The 17821-nt window shown below is 68.2% G+C and carries 15 protein-coding genes; 7 read left to right on the top strand and 8 right to left on the bottom strand.

The features are described 5' to 3' along the window. Nucleotides 1–103: 103 nt before the first annotated feature. Nucleotides 104–1546 (bottom strand): CCA tRNA nucleotidyltransferase, encoded by a 1443-nt coding sequence (locus ABZ564_RS12370; protein WP_360853841.1) that lies wholly within the window; start codon nt 1544–1546, stop codon nt 104–106. Between the two features lie 179 nt (nt 1547–1725). Between ABZ564_RS12370 and ABZ564_RS12365 the strand changes: the two genes are divergently transcribed. From ABZ564_RS12365 to ABZ564_RS12355, 3 genes are all read left to right on the top strand, one after another. Continuing rightward, entirely contained in the window at nt 1726–4023 is a 2298-nt protein-coding gene (locus tag ABZ564_RS12365; RefSeq protein ID WP_360853838.1) for a DUF6049 family protein, read from the top strand. A gap of 49 nt (nt 4024–4072) precedes the next feature. Further along, a complete protein-coding gene (murJ, locus tag ABZ564_RS12360) occupies nt 4073–6235 on the top strand; it encodes a murein biosynthesis integral membrane protein MurJ (RefSeq protein ID WP_360853835.1) in 2163 nt (720 codons plus the stop codon). Nucleotides 6236–6363: 128 nt separating this feature from the next. Then, nucleotides 6364–8061: a protein kinase family protein gene (locus ABZ564_RS12355; protein ID WP_360853831.1), complete on the top strand. Its 1698-nt coding sequence runs from the start codon at nt 6364–6366 to the stop codon at nt 8059–8061. A gap of 88 nt (nt 8062–8149) precedes the next feature. On the opposite strand, the gene ABZ564_RS12350 is transcribed toward ABZ564_RS12355, so the two are convergent. Beyond that, the gene (locus ABZ564_RS12350; RefSeq protein WP_360853828.1) at nt 8150–8617 is read right to left on the bottom strand and encodes a DUF2690 domain-containing protein; all 468 of its coding nucleotides are present in this window, start codon (nt 8615–8617) and stop codon (nt 8150–8152) included. Between the two features lie 139 nt (nt 8618–8756). Here ABZ564_RS12350 and sigM point away from each other — a divergent pair, with 139 nt between their 5' ends. The 4 genes from sigM to trxA all read left to right on the top strand — a co-directional run bounded on the left by sigM (nt 8757) and on the right by trxA (nt 11962). Further along, nucleotides 8757–9491, top strand: coding sequence for an RNA polymerase sigma factor SigM (gene sigM / locus ABZ564_RS12345; RefSeq protein WP_360853825.1), 735 nt, complete (start codon nt 8757–8759; stop codon nt 9489–9491). After that, entirely contained in the window at nt 9488–10480 is a 993-nt protein-coding gene (locus ABZ564_RS12340; protein WP_360853822.1) for a hypothetical protein, read from the top strand. Before sigM ends, ABZ564_RS12340 begins: the two co-directional genes overlap by 4 nt. Before the next feature lie 133 nt (nt 10481–10613). Then, the gene (gene trxB / locus ABZ564_RS12335) at nt 10614–11579 is read left to right on the top strand and encodes a thioredoxin-disulfide reductase (RefSeq protein WP_360853818.1); all 966 of its coding nucleotides are present in this window, start codon (nt 10614–10616) and stop codon (nt 11577–11579) included. 53 nt (nt 11580–11632) lie between these two features. Next, nucleotides 11633–11962: a thioredoxin gene (trxA, locus tag ABZ564_RS12330; RefSeq protein ID WP_164399276.1), complete on the top strand. Its 330-nt coding sequence runs from the start codon at nt 11633–11635 to the stop codon at nt 11960–11962. 86 nt (nt 11963–12048) lie between these two features. On the opposite strand, the gene ABZ564_RS12325 is transcribed toward trxA, so the two are convergent. From ABZ564_RS12325 to yidC, 6 genes are all read right to left on the bottom strand, one after another. Continuing rightward, nucleotides 12049–12666: a GNAT family N-acetyltransferase gene (locus ABZ564_RS12325; RefSeq protein WP_360853814.1), complete on the bottom strand. Its 618-nt coding sequence runs from the start codon at nt 12664–12666 to the stop codon at nt 12049–12051. A gap of 161 nt (nt 12667–12827) precedes the next feature. Continuing rightward, a complete protein-coding gene (locus tag ABZ564_RS12320; RefSeq protein ID WP_360853811.1) occupies nt 12828–13913 on the bottom strand; it encodes a ParB/RepB/Spo0J family partition protein in 1086 nt (361 codons plus the stop codon). After that, a complete protein-coding gene (locus tag ABZ564_RS12315; RefSeq protein WP_360853865.1) occupies nt 13910–14989 on the bottom strand; it encodes a ParA family protein in 1080 nt (359 codons plus the stop codon). The genes ABZ564_RS12320 and ABZ564_RS12315 overlap by 4 nt, the downstream gene beginning before the upstream one ends. 218 nt (nt 14990–15207) lie before the next feature. Next, nucleotides 15208–15924 carry a 16S rRNA (guanine(527)-N(7))-methyltransferase RsmG gene (gene rsmG / locus ABZ564_RS12310; RefSeq protein ID WP_360853808.1) on the bottom strand — a complete coding sequence of 239 codons (717 nt, stop codon included), beginning with the start codon at nt 15922–15924 and terminating at the stop codon, nt 15208–15210. Between the two features lie 108 nt (nt 15925–16032). Continuing rightward, on the bottom strand, nt 16033–16542 hold the full coding sequence (locus tag ABZ564_RS12305; RefSeq protein WP_360853805.1) for a R3H domain-containing nucleic acid-binding protein: 510 nt from the start codon (nt 16540–16542) through the stop codon (nt 16033–16035). A gap of 14 nt (nt 16543–16556) precedes the next feature. Continuing rightward, nucleotides 16557–17819: a membrane protein insertase YidC gene (gene yidC, locus ABZ564_RS12300; RefSeq protein WP_360853802.1), complete on the bottom strand. Its 1263-nt coding sequence runs from the start codon at nt 17817–17819 to the stop codon at nt 16557–16559. Nucleotides 17820–17821 lie beyond the last annotated feature (2 nt).

Genomic DNA, 17821 nt, shown 5'->3' with positions numbered 1-17821 from the left:
GCCAGTGCGATGAGGTCGCTCGACGCCTTGGAGGCCGAGTACGGGGAGGTGGGTGCGAGGCGTGAAACATGAGCGCCGACGGCACTGACCGGAAGCGAGAGCCTCAGCTCTGCGCCTCCCACCACTTCTTCAGTTCCGCGACCGCCTCGGCGTGTTCCAGCGGGCCGTTCTCCAGGCGCAGTTCCAGCAGGAACGCATACGCCCTGCCGATGACCGGGCCCGGCCCCACGCCCAAGATCTGCATGATCTCGTTGCCGTCCAGGTCCGGCCGGATCGCGTCCAGCTCTTCCTGGCTCTTCAGCTGGGCAATGCGTTCTTCCAGCCCGTCGTAGGTGCGCGAGAGAGCAGCGGCCTTGCGCTTGTTCCGCGTGGTGCAGTCCGACCGGGTCAGCTTGTGCAGCCGCTCCAGGAGCGGACCTGCGTCCCGTACGTAACGGCGCACCGCGGAGTCGGTCCACTCGCCGTCGCCGTAGCCGTGGAAGCGCAGATGCAGCTCCACCAGCTTCGATACGTCCTTGACCATCTCGTTGGAGTACTTGAGCGCCGTCATGCGCTTCTTGGTCATCTTGGCGCCCACCACCTCGTGGTGATGGAAGGAGACGCGCCCATCCTTCTCGAAGCGGCGCGTCCTCGGCTTGCCGATGTCATGCAGGAGGGCCGCAAGACGCAGAACGAGATCCGGCCCGTCCTCCTCCAGGGCGATCGCCTGCTCCAGGACGGTCAGGGAGTGCTCGTACACGTCCTTGTGCCGGTGATGCTCATCACTCTCAAGCCGGAGCGCGGGCAGCTCGGGCAGGACCTGCTGAGCAAGCCCCGTTTCAACGAGGAGGGACAGGCCCTTCCGGGGATGCGAGGAGAGCAGGAGCTTGTTCAGTTCCTCGCGCACGCGCTCGGCGGAGACGATCTCGATCCGGCCCGCCATCTCGGTCATGGCGGTGACGACCTCGGGGGCCACCTCGAAATCGAGCTGTGCGGCGAACCGTGCCGCGCGCAGCATACGCAGCGGGTCGTCGGAGAAGGACTCCTCAGGCGTCCCGGGCGTGCGCAGGACCTGCTCGGACAGGTCCTGCAGGCCCCCGTGGGGGTCGATGAAACCCTTCTCGGGCAGCGCGACCGCCATGGCGTTGACCGTGAAGTCACGCCGCACGAGGTCATCCTCGATGGAGTCGCCGTAGGACACCTCCGGCTTGCGCGAGGTCCTGTCGTACGCCTCCGACCGGTACGTCGTGACCTCGATCTGGTAGCCGCTCTTCTGCGCGCCCACCGTGCCGAAAGCGATCCCGACCTCCCACACGGAGTCGGCCCACGGCCTGACGATCTTCAGCACGTCCTCGGGGCGGGCATCGGTCGTGAAGTCCAGGTCGTTCCCGAGCCTCCCGAGCAGTGCGTCGCGGACCGAGCCACCGACCAGTGCGAGACTGAATCCGGCATCCTGGAATCGGCGGGCGAGATCGTCGGCGACCGGGGAGACCCGCAGCCGTTCGCTGACTGCGCGGTGCTGCACCTGGGTCAGGGCGCTGGAGTTGTCTTCGTTGGCGTTCGGCACAACAGAAAAGGGTACGTGCCCGTGCCGGTCCGGGCGTCATGCATTCCCTCGGCACCGCCGGACTCTCCCGATCATGCAGCACACTCCCCAGCACTTGGCCCCCGCGCCTCGTTACCATGCGGGGACGCAGCAACGGACAACGATCGACAGCAGCTGACGATGACGAGGGACGGGTACGCGTGGCCGAGGCGGCAGACATCCAGGGGATGAATCCCTCTCCTGCCCGCCGGTGGTTGCGGCGCACAGTCGCTGCGCTCGCCGGCGCTCCGCTCGTGGCCGCTCTGCTGGCCGGTGCATCCGCCCCGCAGGCCCGGGCCGACACCACGAGCAAAGCTCCGACGGGTTCCAGCACGGTCTCCGTATCGCTGGACGAGGTCACCCCCAGCGCCCCTGAGAAGGGGGACACACTGCGGATCTCCGGAACCCTGACCAACAAGGGCAGGGAAACGGTCACCGACGCCCAGGTGGACCTGCGGGTCGGCCCCCGGCTCTACAGCCGGACCTCCATCGACACGGCTGCCCGCCGCACGGGATACCTGCCCGGCACCGACCCCTATCCCATCGGGGGCAAGTACACGGTCGAGATCGACAAGCTGCGTTCGGGCATCAGCCAGGACTTCACGCTGTCGGTCCCCGTCAGCAAGCTGGGCCTGGGGGACGACGGGGTCTACCAGCTGGGTGTCTCGCTGTCCGGCCACACCTCGCACACCGTGTACGACCAGGTGCTCGGCATCAAACGGACCTTCCTCCCCTGGCAGGACGGGGAACGCGACTCGAAGATCGGCATCAGCTACCTCTGGCCGCTGATCGCATCCGCCCACCTCACGGCGGAGACCGGCTCCGACGAGCAGCAGACCCCGGTGTTCGCCGACGACGACCTCGCCGCCGAGATCGCTCCGGGCGGGCGTCTCGAACAGATGGTGTCGCTGGGCAGGCAGCTGCCCGTGACCTGGGTCATCGATCCGGACCTGCTGGCCGGTGTCGATGCGATGACCAAGCCCTACCGGGTCAGGTCCGGCGACACCACGGTTGCCGGGACGAACCAGGAGGTGGCCAAGAAGTGGCTCACCTCGTTGGAAGCGGCCGTGTCCGAGGGCAAGGTCGTGGCCCTGCCGTTCGGCGACCCGGACCTGGCCTCGATCGCCCACCGCGGCAAGACCGTCTCGGGCACCCTCAGCCATCTGCAGACCGCCAGTGAGGTCGCCGGGATGACGGTGGAGACGATCCTCCACCTGAAGCCGTCGACCGACTTCGCATGGCCGGTGGACGGTGCGGTGGACCCGTCGATCGTGGACGTCGCCACCTCGGCCGGTGCCCACCACGTGATCGCCCGCAGCGACAGTCTCAAAGAGACCGGGAACCTGCTGTACACGCCCTCCGCCGCCCGCCCGATCGGCGGCGGCACCACAGCGGTGGTCTCCGACGCGCGGCTCTCCACGGCCTTCCAGGGCGACATGGGCAACGCGGGGAACTCCACGCTCGCCGTGCAGAAGTTCCTCGCCCTGAGCCTCGCCCTGGCCGAGCAGGACACGGACAAGGACCGGTCCGTCGTCGTCGCGCCCCAGCGCACGCCGACGGTCGCCCAGGCGCAGTCGATGGCCCGCGCCCTCCACGCACTGGACGACGAGCGCTGGACCCAGTCCCAGGGGCTGGCCCAGGCGGCGGCGACCAAGCCGGACGCGGAAGCGACCACCGAGGTGCCTCCGGCCTCCCGGTACCCGAAGAAGCTGCGCCGCCAGGAGCTGCCCACCCAGGCCTTCCAGGACATCAAGTCCATCCAGTCCTCGCTCGACAACTTCCAGGTCATCCTCACCCAGCCCGAGCGGGTGGTGACCCCCTTCGGCAACGCCGTCAACCGGTCCATGTCGGCGTCGTGGCGAGGCAGGCCGCTGGAGGCCCAGCAGTACCGGGACTCGGTGCACACCTATCTGCAGGGACTGGTCGGCGAGGTCCAGCTCGTCCCGAAGTCGGACATCACCCTGTCCGGACGCAGCGCCACGATCCCCGTGACCGTGCAGAACAGGCTGCTGCAGGGTGTCGAGCACCTGGTGCTGCGGCTCAAGTCGGACAACGCGACCCGCCTCAAGCTGAACGACGGCGGCAGCATGGCGGAGCAGCCCATCCAGATCGGCGCCGGGCACAGCCAGTCGGTGAAGTTCGACGCGGCGGCCAACATCAACGGCCAGGTCCAGATGACCGCGCAGCTCTACACGGAGGACGGAACTCCGTACGGCGAGGAAATGGCCTTCACCGTGAAGGTCTCCGAGATCACCCCGACGGTGCTTCTGGTGATCGCCGGCGGGCTGCTGCTGCTGGTTCTGGCCGGCATCAGGATGTATGCACACCGCAAGCGCGCCAACGCGGGCGGCGCGGCGGGCGACGACGGCAGTGAACCCGAGCAGCCGAGTGACCCGACGCCGGACACCGGTCCCGAAAGCGCGGAGCCCTCGGGCACGGGTGAGAAAGTGGACCGTTGAGCGATGTCTGTCGCGGCCGGTCGGCCGGGGACGATGAGGTGGGGTTTCGATGAACGCGCCGTACGACGGTGACCGCGGTCAGGGTGCGGGAGGGGCCGGGTACCCCGGCGGCCCTCCGGTGCCCCCTGGGCCGGAGCAGGAACCGGTGCCGGACCCGTATCTGCAGTCCGCGTACGACTACGACCCCTACCGGGCCCAGGACCTCTCCGCTCAGGACCCGGTGGACGAGGCGCTGTACGACCGCGCCGCGCATCCGCCCCCGCACCCCGGTGCCTACCAGCAGCCGCAGCCGCTCTACCAGCAGCCTCCGGCATCCCCGTACGCCCCCGACCCCCGCATCTGGGCCCAGACGCCGCCGCCCGAACCCGCCGGACCCTCGCGTCATCTCCCGTACGGTGACAACGCCGCGACGACCCAGTTCGTGGGCGTCGACGACCTCGTCACCCAGGCTTCCGCCCACCGTGACGAGCCCGACGCCTTCGCCCACCTCTTCCGGGACCAGGAGGGACCGGCGGGGCCGGCCGCCTCTCCGGCGCCCGCCCAGCCCGAGCCCGCCCCGGCTCCCGCGCCGCCCAAGTCCGGCGGCCGTGCCTCCGGCCTGCTGAAGTCCAGTGCGATCATGGCGGCCGGCACGCTCGTCTCCCGTCTCACCGGCTTCGTCCGCAGCCTCGTGATCACCGCGGCGCTCGGCGCGGCCCTGCTCGGTGACAGCTTCACCATCGCCTACACGCTGCCCACGATGATCTACATCCTCACCGTGGGCGGGGGCCTGAACTCCGTCTTCGTCCCCCAGCTCGTCCGCTCCATGAAGGACGACGAGGACGGCGGCGAGGCTTACGCCAATCGGCTGCTGACCCTGGTGATGGTCGCTCTCGGCCTCATCGTCGCCGTGGTGGTCTTCGCCGCTCCGTGGCTCATTCGGCTGATGTCATCGACGATCTCGGACGACCCGGCGGCCAACAACGTCGCCGTCACCTTCGCCCGCTACTGCCTGCCCACCATCTTCTTCATGGGTGTGCACGTCGTGATGGGCCAGATCCTCAACGCCCGCGGCAAGTTCGGCGCGATGATGTGGACCCCGGTCCTCAACAACATCGTCATGATCTTCACCTTCGGGATGTTCATCTGGGTCTACGGAACGTCCCACGAGTCCCACATGGGCGTGCAGACCATCCCACCGGAGGGCGTGCGGCTGCTGGGCATCGGCACCCTGCTCGGACTGGTCGTACAGGCGCTGGCCATGGTCCCGTATCTGCGCGAGGCCGGCTTCCGCTTCCGCCCGCGGTTCGACTGGAAGGGCCACGGGCTGGGCAAGACGATAAAGCTGGCCAAGTGGACGGTCCTGTTCGTCTTCGCCAACCAGGCAGGCGTGCTGGTCGTCACCCAGCTCGCGACCTCGGCGGGCAAGGCGTCCGGAAAGAACGGCGCGGGCTTCCTCGCCTACTCCAACGCCCAGCTGATCTGGGGCATGCCGCAGGCGATCATCACCGTCTCGGTCATGGCCGCCCTGCTGCCCCGGATCTCCCGGGCCGCGCACGACAACGACCCCGGCGCCGTCCGCGACGACATCTCGCAGGGGCTGCGCAACTCCGCCGTGGCCATCGTGCCGGTCGCCTTCGCGTTCCTGGCCCTGGGCGTGCCGATGTGCACCCTGCTCTACGCCTCCAGCGGCCCCGAGGCCGCCCGCTCCATGGGCTTCATCCTGATGGCCTTCGGCCTCGGTCTGATCCCGTACTCGGTGCAGTACGTGGTGCTGCGCGGGTTCTACGCGTACGAGGACACTCGCACGCCGTTCTACAACACCGTCATCGTCGCCCTGGTCAACGCGGCTGCCTCGGCCATTTGCTACGCGGTGCTGCCCGCCCAGTGGGCCGTGGTCGGCATGGCCGCCTCGTACGGCCTGGCGTACGCCGTCGGCGTCGGGATCGCATGGCGCCGGCTGCGCAATCGTCTGGGCGGCGATCTGGACGGCGCCCACGTGGTCCGCACCTACGCCCGGCTGTGCCTGGCCGCTCTTCCGGCCACCGTGGTCGGCGGGGCAGCGGGCTTCGGGATCCTGAACATGCTCGGCGAAGGCGCCTTCGGCTCGCTCGTCGCGCTGGTCTGCGGCGGGGCCCTGCTGCTGGGAGTGTTCTTCCTCGCGGCCAAGAGAATGCGGATCGAAGAGATCAACGGCATGGTCGGCATGGTCAGGGGGCGGCTCGGCCGCTGAGAACGACCGGCCCGCACAACCATCGCCGGCCTCCGCGTGTCGTGCATAGCGCCGGAGTGTGGGCACAATTGGCGTGACTGTGCAGAGCTGGCTGGCATCGCGCAACGGATGGGGAGGCAGGAACGACGGTGGCGGAACGTAGCACGGCTGCCGTCGACGTGGCCGACAACAGCGGGGATGAGCCGCTGACCGCCAAGGCGGACGAGGCCACGACCGACGGCACGGCAGAAGCGCAGGACGCGGTGGACACGGACTCCCCGAAGGAGGACGGCGACAAGGCCGCTTCCGAGCCCTTCCCGGCCGCCCCGGATCTGCACAGCGGGCACAAACTGGCCGGCCGGTACCGTCTGGAGGAGTGCGTCACCCGTCTGGACGGGTTCAGCAGCTGGCGGGCCGTCGACGAGAAGCTGCGTCGGGCGGTCGGCGTCCACCTCCTTCCCGCGGACCACCCACGGGCGCGCTCCGTCCTGGCCGCAGCCCGGTCCTCCGCGCTGCTGGGCGACCCCCGCTTCGTACAGGTCCTCGACGCCGTCGAGGAGGACGACCTCGTCTACGTCGTCCATGAATGGCTGCCCGACGCCACCGAGCTCACCGCCCTGCTGGGCGCGGGCCCGATGGAGGCCCACGAGGCGTATCAGCTCGTCAGCCAGGTCTCCCAGGCCATGGCGGCCGCACACCGGGAGGGACTGGCCCATCTCAGGCTCACGCCGGGGGCGGTGCTGCGCAGCTCGTCGGGCCAGTACCGCATCCGCGGCCTCGCGGTGAACGCCGCCCTGCGGGGCATCACCTCGGAGGGCCCCCAGCGCGCCGACACGGAGGCCATCGGCGCCCTGCTGTACGCCGCGCTGACGCAGCGCTGGCCGTACGAGAGCGACGCGTACGGGCTCACCGGCCTGCCCAAGGGAATGGGACTGCTCCCGCCCGACCAGGTACGGGCGGGAGTCCACCGGGGGCTCTCCGAGATCGCCATGCGGGCCCTCGCCAACGACGGCGCCACGGCCTCCCGCCAGGAGCAGCCGTGCACCACGCCCGACGAGCTCGCCAAGGCCGTCGCGGCGATGCCGCGCATCCGCCCGCCCGAGCCCGTCTTCACCGCCCCGCCCGAGTACCAGCGGACCACCTACCAGCAGGGCACGTACGGGAGGCCCGCCGCGGCCGGAGCCGCCACGACCCAGCCCGTCGTGCCCGTCCCCCCCGCCCCGCTGCAGAGCCGCACCGGAAGGGCCCTGAAGTGGGCCGTCTCCGCGCTGCTGATCGCCGCCCTGGGCCTGGGCAGCTGGCAGCTCGCCGAGACGCTCATCGACCGGGACAACAACTCGGGCAGTGACCCCGGCACCACCCAGTCCAACCCGGAGAACAACGATCCCCCACCGGTCGAGAAGAGCAAGCCCGTCCCGATCGTCCGCGCCCAGGACTTCGACCCCCTCGGCAACGGGTCCGAGAAGCCTCAGGACATAGACCATGTCCACGACGCGGACCGGAGCACGTATTGGCACACTGACTGGTACGCGTCCGCCGACTTCGGAAATCTGAAGGACGGCGTCGGGGTCGTACTCGATCTCGGCAAGGTGCAGCGAGTCGGCACGGTGGACGTGTCCTTCCTGGGGGGCACCACGTCGGTCGAGCTGAGGGCCGCCGACGACTCCACGGTGCCGACCCTGCCCAACGGTTTCGATACGGTCGCCGAGGGTTCGGGCACGCAGGTGTCGCTCAAGCCTGCCAAGCCCGTGCAGGCGCGATACCTGCTTGTCTGGCTCACCAAGCTCCCGCCGAGCGGCGAGGGGAACTTCCGAGGGAAGATCTCGGACATCAAGGTCACCAGCTGACATTTCACGACCACCGAAAAGGGTGCCGGGCCGGATCTGTCGATCCGTCCCGACACCCTTTTTTCTTTTACGCGGGCCGTTTCAGCGGTCAGTACGAAGGCGTCTTCGAGTGCAGGCTGACGTTGTCGTACTGCGACCAGCCTTCCGCGTAAGAGGACAGCGGGTCCTTGTCATAGACCATCGCCGTGTAGCACGTATAGCTGCCGAGTGACGCACTGTAGGAGAGCTTCGTGCAGTTATAGGATTTGCCGTCCGAGTTCCGCACGACCTGAGCCTTGCCCCATACGTCCTCGGAGAGGGTGATCCTCGCCCAGGCGGTGTGGCACTTCACGCTGTACCGCAGCTCAATGGCGCCCAGCGTCCAGCTGGAGGTGCCGATGAGCGCGCGCTTCACGGTGGCGGCATCGCCGGAACACTCGGCGGAAACGGGGTTCTTTCCGTCCATCGAATGGGTTGCCGCCTGTGCGCTCGCCGGGAGCAACGTCACCAGCACAGGCGCGGCGAGAACAGTCGGCAGCACCTTTCCCAGATACCGCTTCACATGCCTCTTCATCATGCGATCCCCTTCCTCATTTCCCTCAATATAGGGCGGATAGGGAGCTTCCGAAGCGCGACCGAATCGCTCTTTTTATCATTCCTATAATCCAACCGACCGCGCCATTTACTTTGCGCCGGGAATCGGTTTCAATGCACGGATGGCGACAGCTGAGGGGGGAGACCGCAAGCACTACGGTGTCGATGCCGACGCTCCGAGCGACGCGGACCTCCTCACCCGTCATGTCGCCGGCGACCCCGATGCCTTCGGTGAGCTGGCACGACGCCACCGCGATCGCCTGTGGGCCGTGGCTCTGCGGACGCTGGGCGACCGTGAGGAAGCAGCCGACGCCGTACAGGACGCGCTGGTCTCCGCGTTCCGCGCCGCCCACACCTTCCGCGGCCAGTCCGCCGTCACCACCTGGCTGCACCGCATCACGGTGAACGCCTGCCTCGACCGTGTCCGCAAGGCCGCATCGCGGAAGACCTCCCCGGTCGACGACCCGGAACGGCTGGACCAGCTCATGGAGCCCCACGAGTCCGCAGAGGCACCGATGGAGCGCCATGATCTCCACCGGGAACTTCTCGCCGCTCTGGCCACGCTCCCCGCCGAACAGCGCGCGGCGCTCGTCCTGGTGGATATGCAGGGTTACCCGGTGGCAGAGACCGCCCGCATTCTCGATGTGCCCGTCGGCACGGTGAAAAGCCGCTGCGCGCGGGGGCGAGCACGCTTGGCTCCTCTGCTGGCCCATCTCCGAAGTGACGGTGGGGGCGAGGAGGCGCCCGACGCGAAAGGGAACCGGACGCCCAGAGCATCCGTCCCACCAGCAGCCGGGCCACGAGAGGCGGGCGCAAGCGATCCAACTGCGATGAAGGGCGGAGGTGGACACCGATGACATCAGCAGCCGACACGACCCAGCACCCGGATGTCTCGGAGATCTCCGACCTGACCGAGGGCCTGCTCACCGAGTCCCGCGCCGCCGAGGTCCGCGGCCACACGGATACGTGTGATCTCTGCGGCGACACCCTCGCCTCGCTGGAAGAGATCCGTGGCATGCTCGGCGACCTACCCGCTCCCCAGCCCATGCCCGAGGACATCGCCGACCGCCTCGACGCCGCACTCGCCGCCGAGGCGCTCTCCCGCCGTACGCAGCCCGAGGCGGCGATCGATGTTTCACGTGAAACCGATGTTTCACGTGAAACAGAGCCCGAACCCATAGTCGCGGCCGTTTCGGCCCGACCCGGCCCCCCGGACCGCCCCGCCGGGCATGCACGTACGGGCACGGGCCCCGGCCGTCGTCCCGGACGGACGCGGCGCCGCGCCACTGTGCTCGCCACCGCGCTCGGGGCCGCGGCCCTGGCCGGCATGAGCATCTTCCTGCTGCAGAACGCTCCGGTGTCACAGAGCAGCAGTGACGCCGGCGCACTGAGCCAGGATGCAACGGCCGCTGAAAGCCACTCGCGGGCGTTCTCCCCGTCCACTCTCCAGGACCGGGTGGACGCGCTGTTGAACGGACGCAGCGATGCGACCGTCCCTCAGGACCCCCACGCCAAGGAACAACCTCCGTCCGTAGGCTCCAAGTCCTCGCCGCAGTCCGAGCCCTCGCTCCAGACGGAGCCCTCGGACTCCATGTCACCCGACTTCCCGCTCCGCGCTCCCACCGTGGCCGTGCCCGCCTGCGTGGAAGAGGGCATCGGGCGGAACAGCACCGCCCTCGCCATCGAGAAGGGCACCTACGAAGGCACCGATGCGTACCTCGTGGTCCTGCCCCATCCCACGGACGCATCCAGCGTCCAGGCCTATGTCGTCGACGCGGCCTGTGTCGGCGCCGAGCCCCCCGTCAAGGGGAAGCTGCTGCTGACTCACGCCTACACGCGCCCCTGAGAATCACGCCCCCAGCCGCCCCGGCACGTCGGGAATGCATCCCCCGTAGGATCCGTTGGGTGGGGTGAGAGTCGTTGAACCGGCCCCAGTAGGCGTGGACAGTAGGCAGTCTGCAGAGACGAGGAAGAAACCCGTGAGCGACGTGCGTAATGTGATCATCATCGGCTCCGGCCCGGCCGGCTACACAGCCGCCCTTTACACCGCGCGCGCCTCGCTGAAGCCGCTGGTCTTCGAGGGCGCCGTCACCGCCGGTGGCGCACTCATGAACACCACCGACGTGGAGAACTTCCCGGGCTTCCAGGACGGCATCATGGGGCCCGAGCTCATGGACAACATGCGCGCCCAGGCCGAGCGCTTCGGCGCCGAGCTGGTCCCGGACGACGTGGTCTCCGTAGACCTCACCGGTGACATCAAGACGGTCACCGACACCGCCGGCACGGTCCACCGCGCCAAGGCGGTCATCGTCACCACGGGCTCGCAGCACCGCAAGCTCGGACTTCCCAACGAGGACGCCCTCTCCGGACGCGGCGTTTCCTGGTGTGCGACCTGCGACGGCTTCTTCTTCAAGGACCAGGACATCGCCGTGGTCGGCGGCGGCGACACCGCGATGGAGGAGGCGACCTTCCTCTCGCGCTTCGCCAAGTCGGTCACCATCGTCCACCGCCGCGACACGCTGCGCGCCTCCAAGACCATGCAGGAACGCGCCTTCGCCGACCCGAAGATCAAGTTCGCCTGGGACAGCGAGGTCGCCGGGGTCAACGGCGAGCAGAAGCTCTCCGGCGTGACCCTGCGCAACACCAAGACCGGCGAGACGTCCGAGCTGCCCGTGACCGGCCTGTTCATCGCTGTCGGACACGACCCGCGCACGGAGCTCTTCAAGGGCCAGCTCGAGCTGGACGACGAGGGTTACCTGAAGGTGGCCGCCCCCTCGACGCGCACCAATGTGGCCGGTGTCTTCGGTGCGGGCGATGTCGTCGACCACACCTACCGCCAGGCGATCACCGCGGCCGGCACCGGCTGCTCCGCCGCCCTCGACGCAGAGCGCTTCCTCGCGGCGCTCGCCGACGACGAGAAGGCTGCCACCGCGGCCGCCGTCTGATCCACGCCTCATCCACATCACCCCACACACCCCGCGAAGCTAAGGAGGCCGCCGTGGCCGGCGCCCTGAAGAACGTGACCGATGACTCCTTCGAGGAGGTCGTCCTCAAGAGCGACAAGCCCGTACTGGTGGACTTCTGGGCCGCCTGGTGCGGTCCGTGCCGCCAGATCGCCCCGTCGCTGGAGGCCATCGCGGCCGAGCACGGCGAGATCGAGATCGTGAAGCTCAACATCGACGAGAACCCGGCCACCGCCGCCAAGTACGGCGTCATGTCCATCCCGACGCTGAACGTCTACCAGGGCGGCGAGGTCGCCAAGACCATCGTGGGCGCCAAGCCGAAGGCCGCGATCCTCCGCGACCTGGCGGGCTTCATCGCCGAGTAAGGCAGAGCCTGCGTCTGCTGTTTCACGTGAAACGGGCCCGTCCTCCCCAGGACGGGCCCGTTTCGCATGTACCGGTGATGCGCGCCTCACAACGGGTGCAGTGCGGGCTCCTTCTGCACCGCGCCCAGGAGTCGGTCCAAGGCCATCTCGACGTCTTCCTTCCAGGAGAGCGTCGTACGCAGCTCCAGCCGCAACCGGGGGTACACCGGATGCGGCCGCACCGTCTTGAACCCCACCGACAGGAGGTGATCAGCAGGCAGCACACAGGCCGGCTCCTTCCACCGGGCATCTCCGAAGGCTTCGATCGCCTTGAAGCCCCGGCGGATCAGATCCTTGGCGACGGTCTGCACCATGACCCGGCCCAGCCCTTGCCCCTGGTATCCCGGCATGATCAACGCGGTCATCAGCTGGACCGCATCGGGGGAGACGGGACTCGTCGGAAAGGCAGTGGCTCGCGGGACGTATGCGGGAGGTGCGTAGAGCACGAAGCCGGCCGGTACGTCATCGACATAGACCACACGCCCGCAGGAGCCCCACTCCAGAAGGACGCCGGAGATCCAGGCTTCCTTCTCCCGATCGGAGGTTCCGCTTTTGACGGCCGCCTCTCCGCTGACCGGGTCGAGCTCCCAGAACACACAGGAGCGGCAGCGCCGGGGGAGGTCGGGAAGGTTGTCCAGCGTGAGCGGTACGAGCCGACGCCCCATGAAGGCTGTTCCTCACTTCTCTCGCCCACTGCGTCATGGACGGAAATGGCCTGCCAGAACGCATCGTAACCACCGCCGGATCAAGCCGACACCGCGAGAAAGCAAAGGGCGGGCTGTATTCCGTGAACCGGAAACAGCCCGCCCTCAGCGCTCGGCGCGTCTCAGCTCTCGTCGTCCTCGGCCGACTCCTCGGACGGAGCGCGGTCCAGCACCCTGCCCTCGCCCGGCGCGAGACTACCGAGGATGCGGTCCAGATCCTCCATCGAGGCGAACTCGACGACGATCTTTCCCTTCTTCTGTCCGAGGTCGACCTTCACCCGGGTTTCGAACCGGTCGGAGAGCCGCGATGCCAGGTCGGAGAGCGCCGGAGAGACCCGGGTCCCCGCACGAGGCCCCTTGGCCTTCTTGGCGCTCGTGGGCCTGGAACCCATGAGCGTCACGATCTCCTCGACTGCACGCACCGAGAGCCCTTCGGCCACGATGCGGTGAGCCAGCTTGTCCTGCTGCTCGGAGTCGTCCACCGACAGCAGGGCACGTGCGTGGCCTGCCGACAGCACCCCGGCGGCGACCCTGCGCTGCACCGGAGGTGACAGCCTCAGCAGACGCAGGGTGTTGGACACCTGCGGCCGGGAACGTCCGATCCGGTCGGCCAGCTGGTCGTGCGTGCACTTGAAGTCCTTGAGCAGCTGGTCATAGGCAGCCGCCTCCTCCAGCGGGTTCAGCTGAGCCCGGTGAAGGTTCTCCAGAAGAGCGTCCAGAAGGAGCTTCTCGTCGTCAGTGGCCCGGACGATGGCGGGGATGCGCTCCAGGCCGGCCTCTCGGCAGGCCCTCCAGCGCCTCTCGCCCATGATGAGCTCGAAGCGGTCGGCCCCTGTCTTGCGCACCACGACCGGCTGGAGAAGACCGACCTCCTTGATGGAGGTGACCAGCTCTGCCAGCGCGTCCTCGTCGAAGACCTCACGCGGCTGACGCGGGTTCGGCGTGATGGAGTCGAGCGGCAACTCGGCAAAGTACGCACCGGCCACATCGCCCGAGAGCGTCGGCTCGGTCCCCGACACCGGCGCGCTCGGACCCGGCACCACGGGGCTGGTCCCCAGCGTGGTCACCTTCGCGGCGGCCACGCCCCGCTCGGGGGTCAGAACCGGCGAGGAGGACCCGGCCCCGGTGGACGACAGCTGCTTCTCCTGCGGAGCGGCTGGGATCAGGGCACCGAGCCCTCGCCCCAACCCTCGACGACGCTCACTCACTGGATCCCCTCCGAATTGCTCTGCTGCTGACTGATCGAACCGCCCGTGTGGGCGTGCTGTCCCTCGTAACGCACACCAACCCCGCGGAGCGCGATCTCCCGGGCCGCTTCGAGGTACGACAGCGATCCACTGGAACCGGGGTCATAGGTGAGCACGGTCTGCCCGTAGCTCGGTGCCTCGGAGATACGGACCGACCGGGGAATGCTGGTCCTCAGCACCTCCTTGCCGAAGTGACTGCGGACCTCCTCCGCGACCTGCGACGCCAGCCTGGTCCGGCCGTCGTACATGGTGAGCAGGATCGTCGACACATGGAGAGTGGGGTTCAGGTGGCCCCGTACCAGTTCGACGTTCCGCAGGAGCTGTCCCAGGCCCTCCAGCGCGTAGTACTCGCACTGAATGGGGATCAGCACCTCTGCCCCGGCTACCAGAGCATTGACCGTCAGCAGGCCCAGCGAGGGCGGGCAGTCGATCAGGATGTAATCCAGCGGCTGCTCATACGCCTGGATGGCGCGCTGGAGTCGACTCTCCCGCGCCACCAGCGACACCAGCTCGATCTCCGCACCGGCGAGATCGATAGTGGCCGGGGCGCAGAAGAGACCTTCGACGTCCCGGACGGGCTGAACCACGTCGGAGAGGGGCTTGCTCTCCACCAGGACGTCATAGATCGAGGGAACTTCGGCGTGGTGATCGATACCCAGAGCCGTGGAGGCATTGCCCTGCGGGTCGAGGTCGACCACCAGGACCCGTGCACCGTGGAGCGCCAACGACGCGGCGAGGTTGACCGTCGAGGTGGTCTTACCCACCCCGCCCTTCTGGTTGGCCACAACCATGACGCGGGTCTGCTCGGGCCGCGGCATTCCCTCGCCGGCTCGGCCGAGGGCCTCCACCGCCAGCTGGGCCGCACGACCGATGGGTGTGTCATCCATCGGCGGCGGTGTTTCACGTGAAACACCGTCCCCCGCCGATTCGGTTCGGGGGCCGGGGACCGGATCGGTCATCGGCCCCGCGATGTTGGCGTCGGACCGCAAGGATTCACTCTCCTCGACTTCAGGCTCGCAATGAGCAGAGCCTGTCATGGTTTCGGGGTCGTGAACCAGCGAGGCCCGCTCTTCTGTGGATGAAACCACTTCTGTGGACAACTCCGTGGCCCTAACGAGCCTGCGACGGGGAGGGGCGGCTGTCTTACGACCGCGGCCGATGATTCCATGCAGCAGAGAACGACGTTTCACGTGAAACACGATGCCTCTGCAGCGTAGCTACAAAGCCACGACACTCCGCGCAGAGCTCGCACGGCTCAGCGGCGGCGCCGCGTCCGGCTGGTCCGCGCGGCCTTGGCCCGCTTTGCGGCGAACCTCACACCCCCCGGGCTCTCGCCGACCACCACACGCACCACGGTGGACATCGGGTCGACCACGCCCTCGCCGACATGCAGCACCTCGGTGTCCACCACCCCGAGCTTGCTGAGCGCCGCACGGGCGCCGTTGATCTCTTCCTCAGCGGTGTCACCCTTGAGCGCCAGCATCTCGCCGTAAGGCCGCAGCAGAGGGACGCCCCAGCCGGCCAGCCGGTCCAGCGGGGCCACCGCACGGGCGGTCACCACATGCACGGGCTGCAGGGAGCCGAGGACCTCCTCGGCCCGGCCGCGGACGACCGTCACATGGTCGAGGCCCAGCAGCTCGACGACCTCCTGGAGGAAGTTCGTCCGGCGCAGCAGCGGCTCCAGCAGGGTGATCTTCAGGTCCCGGCGCACCAGCGCCAGGGGGATCCCCGGGAGCCCTGCCCCCGAGCCCACGTCGCAGACCGTGACCCCTTCGGGGACGACCTCGGAGAGCACCGCGCAGTTCAGCAGGTGCCTCTCCCACAAACGCGGAACCTCACGCGGACCGATCAGCCCGCGCGTGACCCCCGCATCCGCCAGCAGTTCCGCGTACCGGACAGCCTCGGGAAAGTACTCACCGAACACTTCCCGGGCCTCGTCGGGCGCCTGGGGAAGCGCTACTTCCTCCGTCACGGGGACCGTCCTTCCATACCGCACTACCGCACCATGGGTGGCTGTCTATCAGGCTGACAAAGATCGGCCCCGTCTGCGAACAGACGGGGCCGACAGGTAAGGAGCCGGTCAGGCCGGCAGGACGACGACGAAGCGCTGCGGCTCCTCGCCCTCCGATTCGCTGCGCAGGCCCGCGGCGGCGACCGCGTCGTGCACAACCTTGCGCTCGAACGGCGTCATCGGGTCCAGCTTCACCGGCTCACCGGTGCTCTTGACCTCGTCCGCCGCCTTGGCACCCAGCCCGGCGAGCTCTGTGCGCTTCTTGGCCCGGAATCCGGCGATGTCCAGCATCAGACGGCTCCGGTCACCGGTCTCCCGGTGCACGGCCAGCCGCGTCAGCTCCTGGAGCGCCTCCAGGACCTCGCCGTCGCGCCCCACCAGCTTCTGCAGATCGCGCGCCGATTCGCTGATGATCGAGACCGCGGCCCGGTCCGCCTCGACGTCCATGTCGATGTCGCCGTCGAGATCGGCGATGTCGAGCAGGCCCTCAAGGTAGTCCGCTGCGATCTCCCCTTCCTGCTCAAGGCGGGTCAAGGTGTCGCTGCCCTCAGCGGCCGTGGAGATGGTGCCTTCCGTCACGGATGGACTCCTTCTTACTTCTTGGACGGATGCTTGGGCCGCTGCGGGCCCTTGCGCTGTCCGGACTTGGCTTGGCGTGAGGAACCGGACGCGGGCTTGCCCGCCGGCTTCGACTTGTCGTCCTGCGTGGCGCTCTTCTGCAGGGAGGTCTTGGACTCCGACTCACCGGAGTCGCTGTCCTTGGCTCCGCCCGGCTGGGCCGCACCGGTCTGGCGCTGCGCCTTGGTCTGCCGCTTGGGCTGCTGGCGGCGCTGCTGGGCGCCACCCTCCGCCTCGGCCACGGCGGTGTCACTCTTGGCCACCGTGCCGTCCTCCTGCGGAGCGAGCCCGAGCTTGGCCAGTCCGACGACGAACTTCCGCTCGATGTCGTTGCGGTCCGGGCCCTTGGCCACGATCCGCTTGACGGTGTTGCGCCGGGTCCGGCCGCGGACCTCGCCGTGCGCGGTCACGCTCTTCAGCAGGCGCCCGAGGTACTGCTCCTGGGCCTTGCTGCCCGGCGTCGGGTTCTGGTTGATCACGTACATCTGCTGACCCATGGTCCAGACGTTGGTGGTCAGCCAGTAGACGAGGACACCGACGGGGAAGTTGATGCCCATGCCCGCGAAGATCAGCGGGAAGATGTACATCAGCATCTTCTGCTGCTGCATGTACGGCGTCTTGACCGTGAGGTCGACGTTCTTCGTCATCAGCTGGCGCTGTGTGAAGAACTGCGAGGCCGACATCAGCACGATCATCACCGCGGTGACGACCCGGACATCGGTCACGGATGCACCGAGCGCGGCAACCTCGGAAGCGCTGTCCTTGAACTTCGCGGCCAGCGGGGCACCGAAGATGTGCGCCTGGCGCGCACTTTCCAGCAGCGGCTGGTTGATGACGCCGATGGTCTTGCCCGAGGCGATCGCGGAGAGCACGTGGTACAGCGCGAAGAAGAACGGCGACTGCGCGAGGATGGGGAGGCACGAGGAGAGCGGGTTGGTACCCGTCTCCTTGTACAGCTTCATCATCTCTTCGGACTGACGCTGCTTGTCGCTCTTGTAGCGCTCCTGGATCGCCTTCATCTTCGGCTGGAGCATCTGCATGTTCCGCGTCGACTTGATCTGCTTGACGAACAGCGGGATCAGGCAGATACGGATCAGCACCACGAGGGACACGATGGACAGACCCCAGGCCCATCCCGTGTCGGGGCCGAAGACCGCCCCGTACAACTTGTGGAACTGGACGATGACCCAGGAGACGGGCCAGGTGATGAAGCTGAACAGACTGGCAATCGTGTCCACTA

It is taken from the genome of Streptomyces sp. NPDC019224, assembly GCF_040632605.1.
GTDB lineage: Bacteria > Actinomycetota > Actinomycetes > Streptomycetales > Streptomycetaceae > Streptomyces.
This window is presented reverse-complemented; position numbering and strand designations above follow the sequence as displayed.